A 25,127-nucleotide genomic window follows, 5' to 3' on the forward strand; every position below is an offset into this window, starting at 1 on the left:
ACCTTGATTAATTTTCTTTGTTACCTAAGATTAATGTAACGTGGTTAGATCTTTTTCTGATTCTATACCCTCTACCTTGCGGAGCTGGTCTTAGTCTCTTCAATTGTCTTGCACTATCCACAAATATTTCTTTAACGATAAGGTTTGCTTCCTCGATGTCAGCACCTTCGTTTTTCACTTGCCAGTTAGCCATAGCAGAAAGAAGTAATTTCTCTAACTTGTTAGAAGCATCCTTCTTAGAATATTTTAGGATATAAAGTGCTTTGTCTACCTGCTCTCCTCTAATGATATCAGCAACTAATCTCATTTTTCTTGGAGAAGACGGGCAATTATTTAATGAAGCTTTTACAACGTCTTTGTTAGCTTCTTTTCTTGCGATTGAACTATCTTGTTTTCTTGATCCCATGATTATCTGCTTCCTTTGTTTTTGTTACCACCATGACCTCTGAAAGATCTTGTTGGAGAAAATTCGCCTAACTTGTGACCAACCATGTTTTCTGTAACGTAAACCGGGATAAAAGATTTCCCGTTGTGTACAGCAATAGTTTGTCCTACGAAGTCCGGAGAGATCATAGATGCTCTAGACCAAGTTTTGATAACTGTCTTCTTACCAGACTCTATATTTGCCTGAACCTTCTTATCTAAAGTATGATGAATGAACGGTCCTTTCTTAAGTGATCTTGCCATAATTATTTTCTTTTAGATACGATGTAACGGTTAGACACTTTGTTTTTCTTTCTAGTTTTGTAACCTTTAGCTGGTTTACCGTTTCTAGATCTTGGGTGACCTCCTGAAGAACGTCCTTCACCACCACCCATTGGGTGATCTACTGGGTTCATTACAACCGCTCTTGTTCTTGGTCTTCTACCTAACCATCTGCTTCTACCAGCCTTACCTGATACAGTTAATTGGTGATCTGAGTTGGAAACAGAACCAATCATTGCCATACATTCAGTAAGGATCATTCTTGATTCTCCTGAAGGCAACTTGATGATTGCATATTTACCATCTCTGGAAGTTAATTGAGCTGAAGAACCAGCACTTCTTGCTAAAATTGCACCTTGTCCAGGCTTCATTTCAACACAAGAGATTACAGTACCCAATGGAATGTTTTTCAATTTCATTGCGTTACCTACGTTTGGTTCAACGCTTTCTCCTGATACTACTTTCTGATCAACTTTGATACCGTTTGGAGCGATGATATATCTCTTCTCTCCGTCTGCGTACTCTAATAAAGCGATAAATGCAGTTCTGTTTGGATCGTATTCTACAGATTTTACAGTGGCTTCAACGTTTGCTTTGTTTCTTTTGAAGTCAATAATTCTGTATTTCTTTTTGTGTCCACCTCCGGTGTAACGCATGGTCATTTTACCTGTTTGGTTACGTCCACCTGACTTTTTAATACCAACTGTTAGAGATTTCTCTGGTTTGTTGGTAGTAATTTCCTCAAAATTGTTTACAATTCTGAATCTCTGTCCCGGGGTGATAGGTTTTAATTTTCTAACAGACATTACTATTATTTATAATTAATAATTAATTTACAGCAAAAATATCGATAACCTCACCTTCAGCAAGTTTGATTACCGCTTTTTTCAATTTATTTGTCTTTCCTACTTGAAGACCTTTTTTAGTGTACTTTGAAGAAACCTTCGGAGCATAAATCATTGTGTTAACGTCTGCTACTTTTACACCGTAAGCTGCTTCAACAGCTTTTTTGATCTCGATTTTATTCGCCTTAGGATTCACTAAGAAAGAATAAGAACCTCTTAAATCTGTAAGGTAATTAGCCTTTTCTGAAATAACTGGTTTAATAATAACTGACATGATTTATTTCTTTAAATTTTCCTGGAATTTTTCAACTGCACCTTCGAAGAAAATGATCTCACCAGCGTTTACTAAATCGTAAGAACTGATCTCGTTGAAGTTCATTACTTTAGTTTTAGGTAAGTTTCTTGAAGATAAATACACATTCTTGTTAGCTTCAGGAAGAACGAATAAAGATTTTTTACCGTTAAGTTCCAATGCATTTAATACATTGATGAAATCTTTAGTCTTAGGAGCGTCAAAGCTCACATCTTCTAAAACTTTAATGCTGTTGTCTCTCATTTTTTGAGATAAAACAGATTTTTTAGCCAATCTCTTAAGAGCTTTGTTCAGTTTGAATCTGTAATCTCTTGGTTTTGGTCCGAATACTCTACCTCCACCTCTGAATACTGGAGATTTGATATCTCCGTATCTAGCAGATCCTGATCCTTTTTGCTTCTTAAGCTTTTTAGTAGAAGCAGTAATTTCGCTTCTTTCTTTTGCTTTATGAGTACCTTGTCTTTGAGCAGCAAGATACTGTTTAACTTCTAAGTAAACCGCGTGCTGATTTGGCTCAATTCCGAATACTGTTTCGTCTAGAGTTACTTTTCTTCCGGTCTCCTTTCCTGATGTATTTAATACTACTAGTTCCATTTTCTGATAATTACATAAGAATTTTTAGCTCCCGGAACAGCACCTTTTACTACTAAAAGATTTTGTTCTTGATCAACTTTTAACACTTGAAGGTTTTGAACAGTTACCTGCTTACCTCCCATTCTTCCAGCCATTCTCATCCCTTTGAATACTCTTGAAGGGTCTGAACCAGCACCGATAGAACCTGGAGCTCTAAGTCTGTTGTGCTGACCATGAGTTGCCTGCATTACACCTCCAAATCCGTGTCTCTTAACAACACCCTGGAAGCCTTTACCTTTTGAAGTTCCTGTTACGTCAACATATTCACCTTCAGCGAATAAATCAACTTTTACTTCTTCTCCTACTTTCACTTCAGCGAATCCGTTGTGGAATTCTACTAATTTAGCTTTAGGAGCAGAACCAGCCTTTTTAAAATGGCCAGCTAACGCTTTACCAACGTTCTTCTCACTCTTGTCATCGAAACCTAACTGAACAGCTGTATAACCGTCGTTTTCTAAGGTTCTGACCTGTAAAACCGAGCATGGACCAGCTTGAATAACTGTACAAGGAATGTTTTTCCCTTCTTCGTTAAACAAAGATGTCATACCGATTTTTTTACCAATAATACCTGACATTGTTTATATTATAATAAAATTTATCCTTTATTTATCACCATTTTTCGGAAGTCTGAAGTAATTTCTACTTTTGATATAGGCATACTACGCCCCTAAAATGAGTGTGCAAATTTATGAATAATTTTGTAACTGACAAATATTTCGACTAAAATATTTTGATTTTTAATCAATTAGATAATTTTGAAAAAATTCAGAACCAATTTCCCAAAGATTTATTTTGATTTTTAAAAAGAAATTAAGATGAAGACCTTACTGAGCCATTACCTTCACTCCCACTTCTTCCAGCCCGGCCCTGTCCTCAGCACAAATGCCACTATCCGTAATAAGATAATCCACCTGATCCAAGGCTGCAATCTTTCCGAATCCTTTCTTATTTAGTTTGGAAGAATCCGCAAGAATCACCGTCTGATCTGCACATTCCATCATAATCTGATTCAGATGAGCTTCTGCAGCATTGGAAGTACTGATTCCGAACTCAGGATCAATTCCATCTACGCCCAGAAAAAGTTTATTGCAAGAAAACTGTTTTAGAATTCCTTCAGAAATAGAACCCACTATAGAAGTAGAGCTTTTTCGTACCTCGCCTCCCAATTGTATAATATTAATGTTAGGATTATTACAAAGTTCAATTGCCACCCGTAAAGAAGATGTCAATACCGTAAGCGGCCCAAAATTCACCAGCATTCTGGCAAGGTAATGCATTGTTGTCCCGGATGCCAGTATAATACAGTCGTTTTCCTGAATCAATGACAATGCTGCTTTGGCAATCACCTGTTTCGCCTCCACATTGATGCTTTCTTTCTCCCCTACATTTTTTTCATAAGCATACCTTACCTGCTTGCTTGCTCCTCCATGATTTCTGAAAAGAAGCCCCAGGCTTTCGAGATAGTTCAGATCCTTTCGGATCGTAACTGAAGAAACATTGAGCCTTTCACACAGATCCTGAACAAGCACATGTCCTTTCTCATCCAGCTCTTTAAGTATTGCATCCTGCCTTGGTAATAGCTTTTCCATTTTATTCGTTTCATCAAAATTACCGTTTTTTTTCGACATCCTAAAATTTCATTTATTTTCTTTTTGCTTTCATTTTTAATTTATATATTTGAAAACGAAACATAAACGAAACATTTATGAAACGAAACGAAGAACTCAGTAAGTTAACCAATGTAAAAGAATGGGACTTTATTGTCATAGGAGGAGGAGCCAGTGGTTTAGGTTCAGCATTAGATGCGGTAAGCAGGGGATTCAAAACTTTATTGCTTGAATCTCATGACTTCGCAAAAGCAACATCCAGCAGAAGTACCAAATTGGTACACGGCGGAGTTAGATATCTCGCTCAGGGAGATGTCGGATTGGTAAAAGAAGCATTAAAGGAAAGAGGACTCTTAGCAAAGAACGCAGCTCATATCGTAAAAAATCAGTCTTTCATTATCCCCAACTACACATGGTGGGGAGGAATCTACTATAAGATAGGTTTATCTGTTTATGATTTCCTTGCGGGAAAACTAAGCCTGGGTAAAACGAAATACATCAGCAAAGCGAAAACAGTGGAAAAGCTTCCTACTATTGAACAAAATCATTTAATGAGTGGTGTTGTTTACCAGGACGGACAGTTTGACGATGCCAGACTTGCGATCAACCTTACCCAAACGATCATTGAGAAAGGGGGAAGTGCTGTTAACTATGTGAAAGTAATCAACCTTTTGAAAGATGCTTCTGATAAAGTAATAGGCGTCGTTGCAGAAGACCAGTTTTCTAAACAGCAATATCAGATACACGGTAAAGTAGTGATCAACGCCACCGGTGTATTTACAAATGATATTCTTAATATGAACAACCCTAAGCATGGTAAACTGGTAGTACCAAGTCAGGGAATTCACCTGGTACTGGATAAATCCTTCCTGAAAAGCGATGATGCCATCATGATTCCGAAAACATCGGACGGCAGGGTTTTATTTGTTGTGCCATGGCATGACAGAGCCTTGGTAGGAACTACCGATACTCTTTTGAAGGACGAAAGCTTTGAGCCTCGTGCACTGGAAGAAGAAATCAGCTTTGTTTTAAATACAGCAAGACAATATTTGGCTAAAAAGCCAACGCGTGAAGATGTAAAATCTGTTTTCGCGGGTCTTCGTCCGCTTGCAGCTCCTAAAGACGGAAGCAAAAGTACCAAAGAAGTTTCCCGAAGCCATAAAGTTATTACTTCAGAAACCGGATTAGTTTCTATTATCGGAGGAAAATGGACTACCTACCGTAAAATGGCAGAAGACACCGTAGACGAAGCAATGAAAGTTCACAGGCTGGGAAATAACCCATCTAAAACGGAGCATCTTTCTATTCATGGAAATATAAAACCGGAACAGGTAGACCGAACCAACCATCTCTACGTGTATGGATCTGATATTCCTGCTATCAAAGCATTACAACAAAGCAATCCGCGTTACGCTCAGAAAATCCATCCGGATCACCCTTTCACCGTAGCAGAAGTAGTATGGGCTGTAAGAGCCGAAATGGCAGAAACCATTGAAGATATTCTGGCAAGAAGAGTACGTCTACTGTTCCTGGATGCCAGAGCAGCTATAGACAGTGCTCATAACGTAGCAAGAATCATTGCTGAAGAGAAAGGATATTCTGAAGAATGGGCGCAGCAGCAGGAAAATGAATTCATTGAATTGGCAAGAGGGTATTTATTAACACCTTACTCCCCTAAAGTTATCAACCTAAATTAGCACTATATACATGAATGAAAAGCTTATCCTCGCTCTAGATCAGGGAACAACTTCCTCCAGAGCGATTCTCTTCAACCATAGTGGAGAAATAGAATATGTATCTCAAAAAGATTTCAGACAAATATTTCCTACCCCAGGCTGGGTAGAGCACGATCCAAACGAAATCTGGTCTTCGCAGATCTCCGTAGCAGCAGAAATTATAGCAAAAGCAGGAATCTCCGGATTGGAAGTTGCCGCTATCGGAATTACCAACCAACGTGAAACTACCATTGTTTGGGATAAGGAAACCGGCGAACCTATCTACAATGCTATTGTATGGCAGGACCGAAGAACTTCAAAATACTGCGACGAACTGAAAGAACAAGGACATGCAGAAAAGATCAAAGAAAAAACAGGATTGGTTCTGGATGCTTACTTTTCAGCCACTAAGCTAAAATGGATTCTTGATAACGTAGAAGGAGCAAGACAGAAAGCTGAAGAAGGAAAATTATGTTTCGGAACTGTTGATACATGGCTTGTATGGAAACTGACTCGTGGAAAAATGTTTATCACTGATGTTTCCAACGCCAGCAGAACAATGCTTCTTAATATTCATACTTTAGAATGGGATAATGATTTATTAGAATTGTTCGACATTCCTAAAAACATTCTTCCTGAAGTAAAACAAAGCAGTGAGATATACGGAGAGACCGCTACTACTCTATTCTCTACCAAAATTCCAATTGCGGGTATTGCCGGCGACCAGCAGGCTGCTTTATTCGGACAGATGTGCACCACTCCGGGAATGGTAAAAAACACTTACGGAACAGGATGCTTCTTGCTAATGAATACAGGAACAGAAGCTGTTTCTTCTAAAAACAATCTTCTAACAACAGTAGCCTGGAAAATCAATGGAGAAGTCAACTACGCTCTCGAAGGAAGTGTATTCGTAGGAGGTGCCGCCATCCAATGGCTAAGAGATGGTCTTAAGCTTATTCATTCTTCTGATCAGGTGAATGAACTGGCCGCTTCAGTAGAAGATAATGGAGGCGTTTATTTTGTTCCTGCATTAACTGGCCTTGGTGCTCCTTACTGGGATCAGTATGCCCGTGGAACTATTGTAGGAATTACCCGCGGAACGACCGATGCCCATATCGCAAGAGCAACCCTGGAAGGAATTGCATTTCAGGTTTATGATATTGTAAAAGCAATGGAAGCCGATTCCGGAAGAGCAAGTCTTGAATTAAGAGTAGACGGTGGTGCTTCTGCCAGTGACCTTCTGATGCAAATACAATCTGACCTTTTCGGATTTAAAATCACAAGACCGAAAACACTGGAAACTACAGCTCTTGGAGCCGCCTACCTTGCAGGACTTGCAGTAGGATACTGGAAAAGTATAGACGAAATCCAGGAACAATGGATTGTAGATAAAGATTTCCACCCTCAATTAAACAGAGAACAGGTGGATAAAATGACCCATTTCTGGAAGAAAGCTGTAAAAAGCGCTCAAAGCTGGATAGAAGATTAACTCACTCATCAAAAAAAACTTATATGACCCCATTTATTGCAGAAGTAATCGGAACGATGCTTCTTATATTGTTAGGCAACGGTGTTGTAGCCAATGTTGTCTTAAAAGATACGAAAGGAAATAATTCCGGATGGATTGTTATTACTACCGCATGGGCATTGGCCGTATTTGTGGGAGTAACCGTTGCAGGGCCAATAAGTGGGGCCCATCTGAATCCGGCTGTAACCATTGGTCTTGCGACTGCAGGAAAGTTTTCGTGGGACCTGGTTCCCTCTTATATTGCAGCGCAAATGATCGGAGGAATGCTGGGTGCATTTTTAGTATGGCTGTTTCATAAAGATCATTTTGCCATTACGGAAGATGAAGGAGCAAAACTGGCATGTTTCAGTACAGGCCCGGCTATCAGAAAAACATCTTCCAATCTTATCAGTGAGATCATCGGAACTTTTGTACTGGTATTCTGTGTTTTCTACTTTGCAGATCCAAGTATTTCTTTGCACGCAGATCCAACAGCCAAAGTAGGATTGGGTTCTATTGGAGCCATTCCTGTTACGTTTGTAGTATGGGCAATTGGTTTATCCCTGGGAGGAACTACGGGCTATGCCATTAACCCGGCAAGAGATCTTGCACCAAGAATTATGCACGCAATTTTACCTGTAAAAGGGAGCAGTGACTGGAGCTATGCGTGGATTCCTGTAGTAGGTCCGGTTACAGGAGCCATTATCGCAGCAGTATTATATGGATTCTTAAAATAAAACACACGATGAAAAAAATCTTAAAAGGAATCTTCTTTCTTGTTTTGGGCACAGGAAGGTTATTTTCGCAGGAAAGTGGTGAAAACAAGGAATCCAGAGAAGGCAGACTTGATTTTACAGCCAATATTCAGAATAATCACTTGTGGAGAGGCCTTATCATCACCGATAAACCTGTTGTAATGGGAAATCTGTCATATGCCCTGGATGCGGAGAAGAAATGGAAGGTAGGAATCTGGGGAGCATCTGCACTGGCAGATGATAAAGACAACACCCATTATAAAGAGATCAATTATTATATTCAATATTCTGACGGACGTTTTTATATCGGACTATGGGATCTTTATAACTCCAGAAACATCAATACTGCAGTAGCTGCAGATGACATCTTTAGTTACTCACAGAGAAGAACTGCCCATATTATTGATTTAAGAACCAACTATACTTTCGGGCCATCATTCCCGATCAATATTGAGGCTGATATCATGCTGTATGGAGGAGCCAATGCAGGAGAAGTAATTCTGGAAGCTGATGGAAGTTATAAAAAGAACAGATATTCTACCTATGTACAGGCAAGCTATCCTGTCATCAAAGGACAGAAAGTCAATCTCGATGCATTCGTAGGAGCAGGATTCGCTCTCAACGACAAAACCTTTTTATATGGCAATGGCCAAAACAGCTTTGACATCGTAAATGTAGGGGTAAAGGCTGGAAAGGTTGTTAAGATTACTGATCATTACAGCCTTCCGGTATCCATGATGGCGATGTGGAACCCATCGAATAAGTTTGCAAGGATTCAGCTTGCAGCAACTGTTTTTTAATCTGATTTTAACTCAATTATAGAGAAGCCACTCCTTTTGGGGTGGCTTTATCATGATGTTGTGATCACGAGATTACTATATTTAATTCAACATTTATTCTAAAGTATAATAACCGTTTTTTTACGGTAGCTGTTTTGCTTAAATATCTTTACTTTTGAAAAAAATAATCTATGAAAAAGTTTTTCAGTGTAATAATTCTGTGCATCAGCATTTTTACGTGGGCACAGCAGACAGAGCTTCCTTTTATTGGATACAGAGCTTTTGATATCATGAAAGGATATAGTGGCACAGGAACTCCTCATTATTATCTGGATCTTAAAAATAATGGTGATGTACATTTTGGATACGTCCAGGTGAATCAGGCCAGCGGAGAAGAAACCACAGAAGAAATCAATGTTGGTAAATACGCACCCAATAAGGTAATGAAAGTAGTTTTTAAAAAATTTGAAGAAACGTTTTTCGTGAAATTCGATAAGGATAAAATCTACCTTACCGATGAAAAAGGTAACGTTAAAAATCTTGAAGGCTGCTGCTCAGCCAGTGAGAGCCTCAATAAAGAAACCTGCACCTGCGAAAGCGAATTTTTTAAGTAGTACAATAATATATAGAGAAAGCCATTCCATCAGGGGTGGTTTTCTTGTTGTTGGGAAACCACCCCGTCAAATTATAAATTTACCGCCCCTCCGGAGGAGGGGAATAGTTATACCATCTACTGCATTTAAACAAGTCATAATACGTAAATACGATATTTTTTTGCTTCTTACCTTTAATCACAGGGATTTTACGGTTTATATTCTGCCAAAATATCTTTAATTTTGAAGGGTGATTTACACCAATGAGACATTTAAAAATTTTATTTCTACTTCTTATCTTTCTTACTGTATCATGCAACAGGAAAGAGAATCATCCTTACACTTTCTATTACTGGAAAACCAAACTGAAGCTTGACAATGCAGAAAAGAAAGCATTAGATAAAGCTGCGGTTCCTTATTTGTACACCAGATTCTTTGATGTAGATAAAGTGAACGGGAAATTTCAACCCGTTGCTGTAATCACTAAAGACGCAAGTTTTCAGACAGACAAACAGGTTGTTCCTACGGTTTTCATTACCAATCAGACCTTGTTGGGTATCTCATCAGAAGAGATCAGATTTCTGGCAGAAAGCATTCATCTTTTAATTCAAAAGAAAGCAGAAGAATATCACCTCAAAACCAATCATGAAATTCAAATCGACTGTGACTGGACAGCCGGAACAAGAAATGATTATTTTAAATTTCTGAAAGAACTCAAAAAAATTTCAGGAAAAGAAATTACCTGTACACTTCGCCTTCATCAGGTGAAAGATAAAAAGCAGACCGGAATTCCTCCTGTGGAAAAGGTATATCTGATGTGCTACTCTACTTCATCGCCTTTGGAAAAGTCTGATAAGAATTCTATTCTGGATGTGAATATTCTGAAAAGCTACCTTTCAAAAATGGAAGACTATCCTATCAAGAATGTTGAAGTGGCACTTCCTATTTATTCGTGGGGAATTGTTACCAATCATTTAGGAAAACATAAACTTATTAATGCCTTATCGAAAAGAGATCTCGAAAACTCCGATTTCAAAAAAATTTCAGATCACGAAGCTGAAGTCATGAAAGACGGATTCTACTTTGGAAGTTATTTAAACAAAGGTTTCAAAATAAAGGTAGAAGAAATCACCGAAGAACAGCTTAACGATGTCATTGCGTTTTTACAGAAAAAAATCCCACATTTTAATATTATTTATTATCAATTAGATAGTAAATTTGTCTTAGACCGAAAATTTTAATCTCCTGGAGATAGAGGCACACTTGCCAGAACACTACATCATACAATATTAAAACTAAAAAAACACTGCACACCCTATGAAAAAGTATATTCTTTCACTTGCGGTTGTATCACTTTTCTATACCCAATCTGACGCGTGCGCGTGGTCAGATCCTGATTATGATTACTTCAACCTTTTTACGCAAACCATCATCAAGGACAAGGCTTATCTTCCTTTTCTGCACAATTATTCAAGCAGATTTTATGGAGGATATAACTCGGCATTGATTCCTGATGACAATGTGGAAACCTGGAAAAAGTTCTTCAACAATCAGCTGAGCTATTCTGAAACCCAGAATCTGGTGTACAAGATCAGTATGAACGACCTGAATGCTTTAAAGAACGGAAATCCAACCAACCCTCTTTTGCAGAAACTAGGTACCGGATTTTATCAAAAATACAAAGAAGGTATTGATTATTTGATTGAAGCCAAATATCTTGAGCCTTATATGAGCATCAATTATATAGAAAGTGAAAACTCATTCTATTACGACAGGGATGCCAACAGAAAAAATGCTACTGCTCTTGATTACCATAAAACGATCTCAGCTTTAACCTCTTTATACAATGCAGCGAGAAATCCTGAAATCAAACAACGTTACGGATATCAGCTGGTACGCTTGAATCATTATACAAGAAATTACGATTCTGCTGTGCAGGCTTTCAAAACATATGTTGCTCCCATCAAACTGAAAGGAACGGTCTACTTCATGTCTCTGGACCAATTGGCAGGAGCTCAAAGAGGACTGGAAATGAACAGTGATGCCAACTGGAACTTTTTTCAGGTATTCATGAACAGCAAAGACCGTAAGGAATCTGCATTTGTTTCTATGAAGCTTTCAGACACGGCCTCTTTCAGCAATATCATGAAAAGAGCCAACACGAATGAGGAAAAGAATATGGCGTATTTCCTGCTAGGCTACGAAGACTTCAACAATCCTATTCCGATGATGGAAAAGATGTATGAAATCAATCCTGATTCTGAGATTCTGAAGGTAATGGCTGCCAGAAGTATCAATGAACTTGAAAGAAGCTATCTGCCTACCTACTATTACACTTCCGATGCTCAAAAAGCAGAAGCAAAAGAAAATTCTAAAGATAACACTTCAAAAGATAAATCAACAGATCAAGCCAAAACTGAGGTAAAGGAAGAAAAGCTTTCTTTCTGGCAGAAAATTGTAAGGTTCTTTAAAAATCTTTTCGGAGGTTCCAAATCTGACAAAAAAGGTGACAATGCTAAAGCAGACCAAAGTGATGATGAGTTGTTCAGCAATCCGGACAGAATTCCATTCTATAACAGAACAGGGTATTATTACGATGAGAAGACACAGGACTTCCTTAATGACCTGGAAAAATTCACAGACAAAACAAAAGAAAAGTCTAAGGATGAATACTGGCAGATTGCAGATGCTTATCTTAAGTTTTTAAAGAAAGACTATAAACAAAGTTCTGAAATTCTGAATGACATCAAAACGACCAATCCGGAATATCTGGAGGAAATCAAAAGAATGAAAGTTCTTAATGATATTGTTTCCCAGCCGAAAATTGATGCAGACTATGAAGACCATCTGATGAAAGAGTATGCAGAATACTTTGTAGAGAAAAAAGTAGAGAAAGATACTGCCACTACAGATAATTTTGATTATTATGGTGAAGTACCTTCTACTGCAGATTTCCTTAAAGACGTTATTGCTAACCGTTATTTTCTTCAGGGAGAGGACGGAAAATCATTCCTGATGAACAATAAACTTTCAGATCTGCAGTACAACCCGAACTCCAGTCTGGTAAAAAGCGTAGAAGAATTTTACAGAAAGCCAAATAAAACACGGTTTGAACAGCAGATCATCGCCAAAAACATGGACAGTGTAGGTAATATTGATGCCTTCTTCAATACGATTTATGGAGACCGAGCCATGAGACTTGCCGATTTTGAAAAGGCGAAATCTTATTATGAAAAAGCCAAAAGCTTTGCTGGGATTCCAAGACAAAATTATGAATGGACAGAAAAGAATGGCCAGACCATCACTCCAAAACAATATGCTCCTGCAGAGTACAACGGATTTAAAAATATTTCAAACCTTGTCTTCGGGCATAATGTTTGGGAAAGTTTCGGAAGCCCGGATAGTGAAAGTATGAAAGCAGAAAACTACACTGATTTCCCTTTCATTACAACAAGCATGGATAAGCTTCAACTTGCTGACGCATTGATTCAATTGAAAAAGATTGGAAACGGCACAGGTGAAAAAGCAGCAAAAGCCAATCAGCTTATCGGAAACTTATTGTACAATACTTCTATTTTAGGATACTACCGCGAATTGTTTGTTATGGATATCGACAATAGTAATGGCGGGAAATACGATTTCTGGAATACGGACAGAAAAAATCCATACAAGTATTATTATAAAAACTTCCTTGATACGTCTTATATTGAACCTGATAATTTTGACCTGTCAATCAATTATTATCAAAAAGCACTTAAGCTTTCCAATAACAAAGAGGAAAAAGCAAGAATCTTATTCCAGATGGCAAGTGCTGAACAAGGTAAGTATTACCAATATGAAGCGAAAGCTCCAAAAGACTTTGATTATTCTGATCCTAAATGGTCTGAAAAAGAAGATGCCAGACAAAAGGAAATGGATAATCTTAAAAACCAGAAATACAGAACCTATTTCGCTCAGTTAAAAGCTCAGTATTCTGATACTGAAACAACGAAGAACTTAATGGGAAGCTGTAGTTATTTCAACTATTTTATGAGATAATACAACCCATAAAAAAACCTCTGATGACTCAGAGGTTTTTTTTATAGGTTTTTTACGGGGTTACTTTTTCACAAATTTGGTTGTGCTTTTCTCTTCCTTATTATTGATGGTAATAAAGTAGACTCCTTTCACAAGAGTTCTTACATTAATTTTTCCATCTTCTATCGTTCCCTTTGCAATCACCTGTCCAGGAGCACTGAAAATTTCATAAGAAGCACCTGAAGAAATATTCGTGACGTTCAGTACATCTTCTGCAGGATTTGGATAGATTTTAACAGATTTCACATTTCCGGCTTCAGCCACTGCCAATAATCCGGATACTGTAGCCTTCTTCACAGCATAGAAAACGTTTCCAATGGCAGAAACTCTCAGGTAAATGGTTTTTCCTGCTAAAGATGCCGGGATAAAAACATTCGCTGATCCAGTGTTTGGAACTGATGCAGCAAGGTCATTCCAGGTAACTCCGGCATCTTCTGTATAATCAATTTTTACATTAGCTACATTATATGGAGAAGCAGTGGTTCCTGAAACAGTCCATGCAATTGCAGAATTGGCATTGGGTGTTAATGATGTTGTATTTACAGTAAACGCGGCTGCAGATCCTACAACTACAGTCTGAGTAGCATAAGCAGTCTGAGCCTGTCCACCCGGCTTATTATCTCTCACCGTCACGCGGAAGTTTGTAGTTCTAGCTACTTTACTTGCAGCTTCAAAATCCGTTGTATTTTTTACAGCTCCTCCCAATACGGTTGCCAGCTTAGGGAAATATCTGGTAGGACTTGTTGTAGGTGCCCAGGATCTGAAATTAGCTCCAGATGATGTACCACCTATAGCTGAAGCGCTATCACCTGTACCCGCTGATTTACCAATACCATTAGCTAATAAACTGGAATTTACCTGTTCCCAGCAATAAGTCAGGGCATCTCCATCCGGATCTGTTGCTGATGCTGTCAGTACAAATGCTGTAGATTTAGGAATGGTATAGGTTGTATTCATTGCTGCTACAACTGGTGGATTATTGGTGATAGGTGTTTCCACATCAGCAGTTACTGCAGCAAGATTATCCTGCACCTGGTCAATGCTTACACTATGAAAATAGGCATCAGAATGTTTCTGAACGTCTGTATTGTCACCTGTAATTCCTGCATAGCCCATAATCGTAGATCCTGATCCCGGTTCCATATAGGTAGTAGCTCCTATATTTTCATTATAACTATAGGTATGGTTATCTCCCAACTGATGTCCCATTTCATGGGTTACAAAATCAATATCAAAGGCGTCTCCACTTGGTGGTAATTGAGCTGTACTGTTGCTATTCCATGTTCCACTCGCGTAATAATCAATTCCTGGAGAGGTATATCCACTTCCTTTGTAGTTATCTGGATGTGGTAAATTATTACAATCAGGATCATCAGTTGTAGATGTATCATTACTTCCGATACAGCCAATACAACCTGCATTTCCGCCACCACCTGTAGCACCGAACAAGTGTCCTATATCAAAATCATTATCAGTAACACCATAAGCTCCTCCATGCAATGTATTCATCAGTTCATAATTCCATTTACACATCTGGTCGGAATCACTGTAGGGATCATTAGCAGAATTGGTAAAGATCAGGCCAGGAGCATTTATTGCATTGACATGTACATTAAATTCTTGTTCAAACACACCATTTACTCTTGACAAAGTAGCATTAATCTGAGTAAGTGCGCCAGCAACTCCTCCGAAATAGGTAGTGTATTCACCGGTCACTGACATAGCCAGCCTTAAGGTGTGAAAAGTTTTATTATTAGATCTTGCAGTAATACCTGCATTTTTCAACTTTTGAAGATTGGCAACAGATTCCTTATTTTCCTTTGTAGAACATGTAAATGCATACCCGTTTTTATTAGTTTTTCCATGTACGGAATAAAAGGACTTATCAGATGTTGCCGGCTCTATAAACTCATATTGGCCGTCGGCACCAATGATCATGGACTGAAAATCATTGGGGGCAACACTGAACCTGATGTATTTGGTTGGGTCGTCTACTCCGGTTCCAACGTAGGATCCCAGCTGATATTTGTTAGCCAACGTCTCATCCATTACCGGGAAACTGTTAACTGCAAATTTCTCTATTTTTCCTTCAAGAGTGGGAATATTAATCGTGATGGGAGAACCTTCACCTATTTTAGGAGCTCTTAGCAGCTGTGTTCTTATTTGATCAATATCAAGCTGATAATAAACAGAATGCTCACTTTTCTTTATTATTTTTTGTTGAGGCACCCCTCTGCTCCATTGGGCATTTGCTGATATTGCTAATAGAAATACCGGCAAGCAAAATAATTTTTTTTTCATGTTTTTTTTCAATAAATCTAGATATTTAACAAAAAAAACGCTAAAAATCAAATAAAAAAATAAGAAAAAACAGCAAATTACCTATAATGCCTATAGTGTGTTATAAAAAAAATAACAATATTTAAAATATTATAAAATATTATTAATCAATCCTTTTTTGTTCTTTTTTCTGTATCCACTCTTCATGTTTTCTTTTAAAAAACTCGAATTTGTAGTCATGATTTCTTTGTGCTGCATCAATAGAATGCGACATATGGATATCCGCATCTTTTTTGGCAAGTTCGCCCAGCTTTTCATAATAGATGTGAAGCTGATCCAGTTCCGCTTCTGTAAGATCTTCAATATCCACAATACGGTTGCTTGCTTTTTCATGAGCGGCAATAATTTCATTGAGCTTAATCTGTATGGCTTTCGAGTCTTTATTCTGAGCTTTCTGAATAAGGAATACCATCAGAAAAGTAATGATTGTTGTTCCGGTATTGATTACCAGCTGCCAGGTTTCGGAATAGTCAAAAAAAGGTCCGGAAACCGCCCATACTACTACGATAAGAAAAGCTCCTATAAAGGCATATGGACTTCCTGTAAATTTTACAGCCCAGTTTGAAAATTTCTCAAAAAAGCTATGGTTCTTTTTTCCCATGGTCGTCATTTTATATGATGGATTAAATGTATAAAATTAACGGGAATCGCGAATAATAAATAGTAAATACTAACAAAAAAACATTAAGACAAAGTATTGTCCTAATGTTTTTAAATTAAAATTGATATGAATGTTTGATAGTATGTTATTTGATTTTTCCTGAAAAACGGTTTTCAACATTTAGCTTTTCTTCTGCTATGATGCTCCTTCCTACATGTCCAGGTGAAAAAGTTTTTGGATAAGAGATATTATTCCAATGATCTTTCCAGGGAGAAATATTACCCCAGGAATATATACTTCTGGGATTTGTGTAATGTCTTTCTATATTTTCTCTTGCTGTTTTCAGTTCTTCTTCGGATAAATGTTCTTCGGAACATGAAGTTAAACCAGCAATGGCAATGAATACTAAGGATACTGTTCTGATAATTTTCATACTATTTTTTTGGGGTTAGAATTTGTAATTTACTTGCACGGCAAAGTTTCTTGGCTGAATCTGATCAATGTATCCTCCTCTGAAATAAGAACTGTATCCTACGCTGTCAAAAATATTATTGAAGAATACTCTTAATCCCATTCCATTTTTCAGAGAATAACCGACCTGAGCATCTACTGTTGTATATTCCGGCATATCGAAAGGTTTATCTCCAGGCTTCACACTGTTCAGGTGGCCCGCTGTAAATGTTTTCTGAGTCCATTCATCAACCGGTCTTTTTCCAACATAATAAATTCCTGCACCTACATCAAGTCCTGATAAAGTACCTTTATTGAATTTATAATTCAACCATCCGTTTGCAGTATGTTTAGGTGCATTCATAGGTGCAGATCCGTTCATGTAAGCAGGGCTGTCCTGATATTGCGCATCGAGATAAGCCCATCCTGACATTACCTGAAGGTTGGGTAGAATTCTTCCGATCAATTCTACTTCAACTCCTTTTCTTCTAAGATTTCCTGCAAGACCATACATTGTTTGTTTGTCGATCACAACAGGGTTATAATTTTCGTCAAGAATAGTGAATGAAAGGTGGTCTGTTTTAATATCAAATACAGTAACGTTAAATCTTAAGCGCTCATTGAACCAATCTGATTTAATTCCTGCTTCCCACTGTTTAGTCATGGACGGTCCTACTCTTCCCCCGTCTAACAGGAAGTTGTTAGAAGATCTTAAAGAAGTTGTTGTTGTATATGATCCAAATACATTCACATTTGGAAGTGGAGAAACGATCAATCCGAAATTAGGATTCCACGTATCTACAGATTCATTGGCTGAGCCATTTAATCTGCTGTAACGAAGTCCTAAATGGGCTTTTACATATTTCCCGATCGTCATGACATCCTGAGCCATAGCCCCGATACTTGGAGTTAAAACAGCGTTTGACCTTCCCAGGTTTTTATAAATAACGTTTACAGGAAGTTGATTGGGAATACTCCCGTTCACTACATCAAAAATATCCAGTGGATTGGCAGTGTAAGTTGTATTACCAATTTTTGTAGCACGTGCCGTAATTAAATTCCCGGGTGCAATTGAATTTTTATAAGCTTCGTAAGTTGTGGATGAAGTTTCTGTTTCTCTCCAATCGAAACCGACCTGGAAGGTATGGTTGATAAATCCTGTCTTTATCTGCTCTCCGATGAAGTCCAGCTGTAGTACTTTATTGATATCTTCTCCTTGTGATTTTCCTATGGTACGCTGTCTGATATTATAGTTTGTTTCACCAGCCGGTAATGAAACTGAAGAAGCTTCAGAATCCGTATTGCTTACGGAATTAACGAAAGCTGCTCTTACTTTTAATTTATCGGTAAGGTTACGAACGATTGTCGTAGCAAAGTTGAAAGTTTCTGTTTTTGAATAATCAGATGTATATCCTAGAAATTTTCCTTTTGGCATGTGATATAATGCTTCAACAGTTCCAGGAGCAAGGTTGATGGTTCCTCTGTCCGGTGTTCTTTTATCATGAAGATAATCCATTTCCACATTGATTAATGTTTTATCATCCGGACGGAAAGCTACAGATGGGTTTACATAAATTCTTTCGCCCTGCACATGGCTTCTGAATGAATTATTATTCTGGTACGCTCCGTTGAATCTTACGGCTACTTTTCCCTGAGAATCCAATACTCTCTGGAAATCTACTGTAGGTCTGTAAAAATCCCAGCTTCCGTAACGGAATCCTACATTCGTCTGATCAACAAACTGAGGTCTTTTTGTTACAACATTGATAACTCCTCCTGCAGATCCCAAACCATTTCCGATTCCCTGACCAATTGCAGCAGATCCTTTAATCACCTGAATACTTTCTACGCCCTGCATATCTGTAATCATCCCTGCAGTACGGAAATCTGAATCCAGCTGAACCCCGTTTTTTAATACCGGAACTCCACGATATCCCCGGATGGACATACTTTCGTTTCCTCCGCCGTAGCTTGAAAACAAAGTTACCCCAGGAACGTTTTTGGCAACATCAGTGACTGTAAGTGCTCCTAATTCCTCAATGGCTTTATGGGAGATTATTGAAATACTCTGAATCTGATCTCTGGTTTTCAAAGGCAATCTTGTAATGGCATCAAGACCTTGCGGTTGTTTCTTTTTCTCACCAAACAGTTCTACTTCTTCAATTTTCTTGTGTTTTACTGAATCATTTACTTTCTGCGCATTGGCAAGAACCCCACCCAATAATAGCAGAGAAAAGGATACTACTTTATTCATCTGATAATTTTTAGCAAAATTATTATTTTTATTAATTCTAAATAAATTAATAAGTGTGACATATGTCACCCTGGAAACAACCAGTAATATCAGATCATTAATCATATCCTACAGCCCATTACAATCTCCAAACAGATCCGTAGCATCATTAAAGGCTATTGATTCGAGGCCTTTTATGATTACAGAAATTACAATGCAAAAAAAAGCCGGTTTAGTGATATACACACCATCACTCTTGTGTTGGTGTGTTAGATTTGGTGCATAAAAAAATCCGTCCCTTAAAAGGAACGGATTGTATAATCATTGCAAAGTATGCATTTATCACACTTTAATTTCAACGTCTACACCTGAAGGAAGTTCTAATTTCATTAGAGCATCAACAGTCTTAGAAGAAGAAGAGTAGATATCCATTAGTCTCTTGTGAGCTGATAATTGGAACTGCTCTCTTGCTTTCTTGTTTACGTGCGGAGATCTCAACACTGTGAAGATTCTCTTGTTCGTTGGTAATGGAATTGGACCGTTTACAACAGCACCAGTAGCCTTTACCGTTTTTACGATTTTCTCAGCAGACTTGTCTACCAAGTTGTAATCGTAAGATTTTAGTTTTATTCTGATTCTTTGTGACATTTCTTTAATTTAAAAATTAACCTTTTGCTTTAGCTATGATTTCTTCAGCAACGTTTTGTGGAGTAGCCTGGTACTTCTCTAATTCCATAGAAGAAGTAGCTCTTCCTGATGAAAGTGTTCTTAGAGTAGTTACATATCCAAACATTTCAGAAAGTGGAACAGAACCTTTGATTACAACAGCTCCATTTTTCTCTTCCTGACCACTGATAGTACCTCTTCTCTTGTTAAGGTCACCAATGATGTTACCCATATATTCTTCCGGAGTTACAACTTCCAGTTTCATAATAGGCTCCATGATTACTGGCTTAGCAGCACGTCCCGCTTCTTTAAATCCTAATTTAGCAGCCATTTCAAATGAAAGAGCATCAGAATCCACCGCGTGGAAAGATCCATCTTTAAGAGTAACTTTAATACCTTCAACTTCGAAACCAGCCAAAGGACCGTTCTTCATTGCAGCTTTAAATCCTTTTTCAATTGCAGGAACAAATTCTCTAGGAACGTTACCACCTTTGATCTCATTGATGAATTCTAAACCAACTTTACCTTCGTCTGCAGGTCCTAGTTCAAATACAATGTCAGCAAATTTACCTTTACCACCAGATTGTTTTTTGTAAACTTCTCTGTGTTGAGCAACTTTTGTTAAGTTTTCTTTGTACTCTACCTGAGGTTGTCCCTGGTTTACTTCAACTTTGAACTCTCTCTTCATACGGTCAACAATGATATCTAAGTGAAGCTCACCCATACCAGAGATAATCGTTTGTCCAGAAGCTTCGTCAGTTCTAACAGTAAACGTAGGATCTTCTTCTGCCAATTTAGCTAAAGCGTTACCCATTTTATCCTGGTCAGCTTTAGTTTTAGGCTCAACAGCGATACCAATTACCGGATCAGGGAAAACCATAGATTCAAGAATGATCGGGTTTTTCTCGTCACACATCGTATCACCAGTTTTGATAGACTTGAATCCTACCGCTGCACCAATATCACCAGCTTCAATATATTCTACTGGATTTTGCTTGTTAGCGTGCATCTGATAGATTCTAGAGATTCTTTCTTTATCTCCTGAACGAGTGTTCAAGATATAAGAACCAGCATCCAGTCTTCCAGAATATGCTCTGAAGAATGCTAATCTTCCCACGAACGGGTCAGTAGCAATCTTAAATGCTAGAGCAGAGAAAGGCTCATCTACAGATGGCTTTCTTGTGATCTCAGCGTCTGTTCTTGGATCAGTACCTTTGATATCATCTTTATCCAATGGAGAAGGAAGGTATTTACATACCGCATCCAACATAAACTGTACTCCTTTATTCTTGAATGAAGAACCACAAGTCATTGGGATAATAGATAAATCGATAGTAGCAGCTCTCAATGCAGCATTGATTTCTTCTTCTGTAATTGAATCCGGATCTTCGAAGAATTTCTCCATCAAAGTTTCGTCATATTCAGAAACAGCTTCTACTAGTTTCTCTCTATATTCAAGAACTTCATCTTTCATATCTTCAGGAATTGGCACTACTTCGAAAGTAGCTCCTTGTCCTGCTTCATCCCAGATGATCGCTCTGTTTTTAATTAAGTCAACAACTCCTTTGAAATCTTCTTCAGCACCGATTGGTAAAACGATTGGAACTGCGTTAGATCCTAACATTTCTTTAACCTGGTTTACCACGTTAAGGAAGTCAGCACCTTGTCTGTCCATTTTGTTTACGAATCCCATTCTTGCAACTTTGTAGTTGTCAGCAAGTCTCCAGTTTGTTTCAGACTGAGGCTCTACTCCATCTACTGCAGAGAATAAGAATACCAATCCATCTAATACTCTTAAAGATCTGTTTACCTCTACAGTGAAGTCAACGTGTCCCGGTGTATCGATAATGTTGAAGTGGTAAGGCTTAGTATCAGCAACAGGTTTTCCTTGATCTGTTGGAAAGTTCCAAGAACAAGTAGTTGCAGCAGAAGTAATAGTAATACCTCTTTCTGCTTCCTGCTCCATCCAGTCCATTGTAGAAGCACCATCGTGAACCTCTCCAATTTTGTGGTTTACCCCTGTATAGAATAAAATCCTTTCTGTAGTGGTAGTTTTACCTGCATCAATGTGAGCAGCGATACCAATATTTCTTGTAAATTTAAGATCTCTTCCCATTTCAGATTAGAATTTGAAGTGTGAGAAAGCCTTGTTAGCTTCCGCCATTTTGTGAGTATCAGATTTCTTTTTGAAAGCAGCACCTTCTTCTCTTGAAGCAGCTACAACTTCGTTAGCTAATTTCAAAGCCATAGACTTATCATTTCTAGCTTTAGAATACTTGATTAACCATTTCATTGCCATAGAAATTTTTCTATCAGCTCTGATTGGCATAGGGATTTGGAAGTTAGCTCCACCTACTCTTCTAGAACGTACTTCTACGTGAGGCATTACATTTGTAAGTGCATCTTTCCAGATTTCAAGTGCAGTTTTTTCGTTATCTCCTTTTTTAGTTTCTACGATATCCAATGCATCATAGAAAATTTTGAATGCGATTGACTTCTTACCGTCAAGCATTAAGTTGTTTACGAATCTCGTTACCAATTGATCATTAAATTTCGGATCTGGTAACAACGGTCTTTTTTTCGCTTTTGTCTTTCTCATTGCTTTTGTACCTTATTTAATGATTATTTTTTCTTTCCTTTTGCAGGAGCAGCAGCTGCTTGTCCTGGTTTAGGTCTCTTAGCTCCGTACTTAGATCTTCTCTGAGTTCTTCCATTTACACCAGCGGTGTCTAATGCACCTCTTACGATGTGGTAACGTACTCCCGGTAGGTCTTTCACCCTTCCGCCTCTAACCAATACTATCGAGTGCTCCTGAAGATTGTGTCCTTCGCCCGGGATATAGGCATTAACTTCTTTACCGTTAGAAAGTCTTACCCTTGCTACTTTTCTAAGTGCAGAGTTAGGTTTCTTCGGTGTAGTTGTATATACTCTCGTACATACACCACGTCTTTGTGGACAAGAATCAAGGGCAGCCGATTTGCTCTTCTTGGCAAGCGTGGCTCTTCCTTTTCTTACTAATTGTTGAATAGTAGGCATTTAATTGCTTTTTATTTTAGGGTGCAAAAATAGTAATATTTTTTTAATCTGCAAACACTTATATAAAAATTAAAATCAAATACTTACATCTCAAATCAAACGCTTTTCATAAGTATCATCGCAGAACCATAATATACATGAGGGAAAGTGATAAAAAGAAATAGAGCTTACCGCTTAAAAAATGAATATTAAATAATTATGAAATTTATTATTTAATACAATTTCAATTATAAAGGGATTTGTGGTTTTTATCTGATACAACCAAACTATAATTAGAAACTTTCTAATAGTTATGATCTATTAATAATCAAGCGAGTTCGGCACGATATTTCGTAAATTTGGGATATACAAATGATAAACACATCAGTCATCATAAAAAAGTTTCATACTCTACTGAACTGAAGTGATGATTGTATCTCATTTTAAAAATAAATATATACATATGAAAAACGCGAGTATTATCGGTCTTAAAGAAGCCGACTGTAAGAACATTTCAGAAAAATTAAATGTACTGTTAGCCAACTATTCTGTATTCTACCAGAACACAAGAGGTTCTCACTGGAACATTAAAGGTGATCAGTTCTTCACGCTTCACCCAAAGTTTGAAGAATTATACAACAGCCTTGTATTAAAGATTGACGAAATTGCAGAAAGAATCCTTACGTTAGGAGCTACTCCTGCACATAATTATTCAGATTACCTAAAGGTGGCAACCATTAAAGAAAGTAAAGAAGTAACTGACGGCACTAAAAGTGTGGAACAGATTCTAAGTTCATTCAAAGTGGTAATTGATCTGCAGAGAGAACTTTTAGATATTACAGATCAAGCGGGAGATGAAGGTACAAATTCGCAAATGAGCGACTATATTACCGAGCAGGAAAAAGAAGTTTGGATGTACAATTCTTATCTTGGAAAATAACTCCGTCAAAAGCATGGAAATATTTCAAAAAAATCGCCTTACATTTAGGCGATTTTATTTTTTATTTCTATATTTGCGTTAAAATTACACATATTATGAACGACGTCAGATTAAACTCTATCCTTGATAATGATTTCTATAAAATAACCATGCAGAATGCTGTGGTAAAACTATTCCCGAGTTCTATTGTAAAATACGAATTTATCAACAGGGGAAAACACCACTTTCCGGAAGGGTTTGACGCTGCTTTAAGAGAAGCGGTCAATAAAATGGCCGAGCTTAAACTTACAAAAGATGAAAAAAAGTTCATGGCAAGAATATGTCCTTATATAGATCTTCCCTATCTTGATTTTTTGGAAGGTTATCATTATGATCCGTCTGAAGTAAAAATCCACCAGGAAGGAGGAGACCTTTCCGTCATTGTGGAAGGGCTTTGGTACAGAACCATTCTTTGGGAAGTTCCACTGCTGGCACTCATCAGCGAACTCCATTACGAAATGAACCACATGGAAAGAGATTCCAACGAGGTGGTAATGAGTAAAACGATAGAAAAAGCAGATTCATTGGGCAGACTTGGAGTAACATTTGCAGAATTCGGAACCAGAAGAAGACACTCTTATAAGGTACAAAATCTGGTGATGGAAGCTTTAACCCAGAAAAAAGACTCTACTTTTATCGGAAGTTCCAACGTTCATTTTGCTATGAAATATGGAGTAAAACCCATCGGAACGCATGCTCATGAATGGTTTATGTTCCACGCAGCTGAATATGGATTCAAGATGGCCAATGAGTTGGCACTGGAACACTGGGTAGATGTTTACAGAGGTGATCTTGGAGTAGCCTTGTCTGACACTTATACTACCGATGTTTTCTTCCAGCAGTTTGACAAAAAATTTGCTAAGCTTTTTGATGGCGTTCGTCATGATAGTGGTGATGCTCTGGAATTTGCAGATAAAACCATTGCCCACTATCAAAGAAATGGCATCAATCCTATGTTTAAATATATTATTTTTTCGGATGCTTTAAATCTGGAAAAAGTAGAGGAAATCACTAATTATTGCAGAGGAAAAATTGGTATCTCATTCGGAATCGGCACCAACCTTACGAATGATGTGGGATTAAAGCCCATGAATATCGTCATGAAACTTATTGGCGTACAGGCTCCCAATAAAGAGTGGATTCCTACAGTAAAACTTTCCGATGAGCACGGTAAATATACCGGTGATCCAAAGATGATCGAACTGGCGAAAGAATTTTTAAGAATAAAAGATTAATGACCTCATCAGAACAATTACATATAAACCTCGAAATCATCGAGGTTTTTTTGTTTCATATCACCACTTAAAAATTCAG

Annotated in this window: 24 protein-coding genes; 9 read left to right on the forward strand and 15 right to left on the reverse strand. The window is 37.8% G+C overall.

The window, feature by feature from the left end; all coding sequences use genetic code 11:
* Positions 1–7: 7 nt before the first annotated feature.
* From rplV to RAH34_RS12435, 7 genes are all read right to left on the reverse strand, one after another.
* On the reverse strand, positions 8–406 hold the full coding sequence (gene rplV / locus RAH34_RS12405; RefSeq protein WP_002983214.1) for a 50S ribosomal protein L22: 399 nt from the start codon (positions 404–406) through the stop codon (positions 8–10).
* A gap of 2 nt (positions 407–408) precedes the next feature.
* On the reverse strand, positions 409–687 hold the full coding sequence (rpsS, locus tag RAH34_RS12410) for a 30S ribosomal protein S19 (RefSeq protein ID WP_002983209.1): 279 nt from the start codon (positions 685–687) through the stop codon (positions 409–411).
* Between the two features lie 2 nt (positions 688–689).
* Complete coding sequence (gene rplB / locus RAH34_RS12415; RefSeq protein ID WP_027381305.1) at positions 690–1,511, reverse strand: 50S ribosomal protein L2; 822 nt, start codon at positions 1,509–1,511, stop codon at positions 690–692.
* A gap of 22 nt (positions 1,512–1,533) precedes the next feature.
* On the reverse strand, positions 1,534–1,824 hold the full coding sequence (gene rplW / locus RAH34_RS12420; RefSeq protein WP_002983204.1) for a 50S ribosomal protein L23: 291 nt from the start codon (positions 1,822–1,824) through the stop codon (positions 1,534–1,536).
* Positions 1,825–1,827: 3 nt separating this feature from the next.
* A complete protein-coding gene (rplD, locus tag RAH34_RS12425) occupies positions 1,828–2,457 on the reverse strand; it encodes a 50S ribosomal protein L4 (RefSeq protein WP_034694672.1) in 630 nt (209 codons plus the stop codon).
* Entirely contained in the window at positions 2,448–3,071 is a 624-nt protein-coding gene (gene rplC, locus RAH34_RS12430; protein ID WP_047427595.1) for a 50S ribosomal protein L3, read from the reverse strand. Before rplC ends, rplD begins: the two co-directional genes overlap by 10 nt.
* 249 nt (positions 3,072–3,320) lie before the next feature.
* The gene (locus tag RAH34_RS12435; RefSeq protein WP_306596347.1) at positions 3,321–4,085 is read right to left on the reverse strand and encodes a DeoR/GlpR family DNA-binding transcription regulator; all 765 of its coding nucleotides are present in this window, start codon (positions 4,083–4,085) and stop codon (positions 3,321–3,323) included.
* Between the two features lie 116 nt (positions 4,086–4,201).
* Here RAH34_RS12435 and RAH34_RS12440 point away from each other — a divergent pair, with 116 nt between their 5' ends.
* The 7 genes from RAH34_RS12440 to RAH34_RS12470 all read left to right on the forward strand — a co-directional run bounded on the left by RAH34_RS12440 (position 4,202) and on the right by RAH34_RS12470 (position 13,490).
* Positions 4,202–5,800: a glycerol-3-phosphate dehydrogenase/oxidase gene (locus RAH34_RS12440; protein WP_306596348.1), complete on the forward strand. Its 1,599-nt coding sequence runs from the start codon at positions 4,202–4,204 to the stop codon at positions 5,798–5,800.
* A gap of 10 nt (positions 5,801–5,810) precedes the next feature.
* Entirely contained in the window at positions 5,811–7,307 is a 1,497-nt protein-coding gene (glpK, locus tag RAH34_RS12445) for a glycerol kinase GlpK (protein ID WP_306596349.1), read from the forward strand.
* Positions 7,308–7,330: 23 nt separating this feature from the next.
* Complete coding sequence (locus RAH34_RS12450) at positions 7,331–8,062, forward strand: MIP/aquaporin family protein (RefSeq protein ID WP_306596350.1); 732 nt, start codon at positions 7,331–7,333, stop codon at positions 8,060–8,062.
* Between the two features lie 8 nt (positions 8,063–8,070).
* Positions 8,071–8,880, forward strand: coding sequence for a hypothetical protein (locus RAH34_RS12455; protein ID WP_306596351.1), 810 nt, complete (start codon positions 8,071–8,073; stop codon positions 8,878–8,880).
* Positions 8,881–9,050: 170 nt separating this feature from the next.
* Positions 9,051–9,473 carry a hypothetical protein gene (locus RAH34_RS12460; protein ID WP_306596352.1) on the forward strand — a complete coding sequence of 141 codons (423 nt, stop codon included), beginning with the start codon at positions 9,051–9,053 and terminating at the stop codon, positions 9,471–9,473.
* Between the two features lie 242 nt (positions 9,474–9,715).
* Complete coding sequence (locus RAH34_RS12465; RefSeq protein ID WP_306596353.1) at positions 9,716–10,693, forward strand: hypothetical protein; 978 nt, start codon at positions 9,716–9,718, stop codon at positions 10,691–10,693.
* A gap of 76 nt (positions 10,694–10,769) precedes the next feature.
* Positions 10,770–13,490, forward strand: a complete 2,721-nt coding sequence (locus tag RAH34_RS12470) for a hypothetical protein (protein ID WP_306596354.1) — start codon at positions 10,770–10,772, stop codon at positions 13,488–13,490.
* A 60-nt stretch (positions 13,491–13,550) separates the two neighbouring features.
* Here RAH34_RS12470 and RAH34_RS12475 read toward each other — a convergent pair whose 3' ends face one another.
* The 8 genes from RAH34_RS12475 to rpsL form a co-directional block, all read right to left on the reverse strand.
* Positions 13,551–15,830: a zinc-dependent metalloprotease gene (locus tag RAH34_RS12475; protein ID WP_306596355.1), complete on the reverse strand. Its 2,280-nt coding sequence runs from the start codon at positions 15,828–15,830 to the stop codon at positions 13,551–13,553.
* Positions 15,831–15,972: 142 nt separating this feature from the next.
* Positions 15,973–16,470: a low affinity iron permease family protein gene (locus RAH34_RS12480; protein WP_114819941.1), complete on the reverse strand. Its 498-nt coding sequence runs from the start codon at positions 16,468–16,470 to the stop codon at positions 15,973–15,975.
* Positions 16,471–16,615: 145 nt separating this feature from the next.
* Positions 16,616–16,903 carry a hypothetical protein gene (locus RAH34_RS12485; protein WP_306596356.1) on the reverse strand — a complete coding sequence of 96 codons (288 nt, stop codon included), beginning with the start codon at positions 16,901–16,903 and terminating at the stop codon, positions 16,616–16,618.
* A gap of 15 nt (positions 16,904–16,918) precedes the next feature.
* Positions 16,919–19,174 carry a TonB-dependent siderophore receptor gene (locus RAH34_RS12490; RefSeq protein ID WP_114820019.1) on the reverse strand — a complete coding sequence of 752 codons (2,256 nt, stop codon included), beginning with the start codon at positions 19,172–19,174 and terminating at the stop codon, positions 16,919–16,921.
* A 321-nt stretch (positions 19,175–19,495) separates the two neighbouring features.
* Positions 19,496–19,801, reverse strand: coding sequence for a 30S ribosomal protein S10 (gene rpsJ / locus RAH34_RS12495; protein WP_002661363.1), 306 nt, complete (start codon positions 19,799–19,801; stop codon positions 19,496–19,498).
* Positions 19,802–19,817: 16 nt separating this feature from the next.
* Complete coding sequence (gene fusA, locus RAH34_RS12500; protein WP_114819939.1) at positions 19,818–21,935, reverse strand: elongation factor G; 2,118 nt, start codon at positions 21,933–21,935, stop codon at positions 19,818–19,820.
* A gap of 6 nt (positions 21,936–21,941) precedes the next feature.
* Positions 21,942–22,418: a 30S ribosomal protein S7 gene (gene rpsG / locus RAH34_RS12505; protein ID WP_062673583.1), complete on the reverse strand. Its 477-nt coding sequence runs from the start codon at positions 22,416–22,418 to the stop codon at positions 21,942–21,944.
* A gap of 23 nt (positions 22,419–22,441) precedes the next feature.
* Positions 22,442–22,855: a 30S ribosomal protein S12 gene (gene rpsL, locus RAH34_RS12510; protein ID WP_002983146.1), complete on the reverse strand. Its 414-nt coding sequence runs from the start codon at positions 22,853–22,855 to the stop codon at positions 22,442–22,444.
* A gap of 442 nt (positions 22,856–23,297) precedes the next feature.
* On the opposite strand from rpsL, the gene RAH34_RS12515 reads away from it, so the two are divergent.
* A complete protein-coding gene (locus RAH34_RS12515; RefSeq protein WP_114819938.1) occupies positions 23,298–23,774 on the forward strand; it encodes a Dps family protein in 477 nt (158 codons plus the stop codon).
* Between the two features lie 95 nt (positions 23,775–23,869).
* On the forward strand, positions 23,870–25,048 hold the full coding sequence (pncB, locus tag RAH34_RS12520; RefSeq protein ID WP_306596357.1) for a nicotinate phosphoribosyltransferase: 1,179 nt from the start codon (positions 23,870–23,872) through the stop codon (positions 25,046–25,048).
* Positions 25,049–25,127 lie beyond the last annotated feature (79 nt).

It is taken from the genome of Chryseobacterium sp. WLY505, assembly GCF_030846215.1.
Taxonomy (GTDB): Bacteria; Bacteroidota; Bacteroidia; order Flavobacteriales; family Weeksellaceae; genus Chryseobacterium.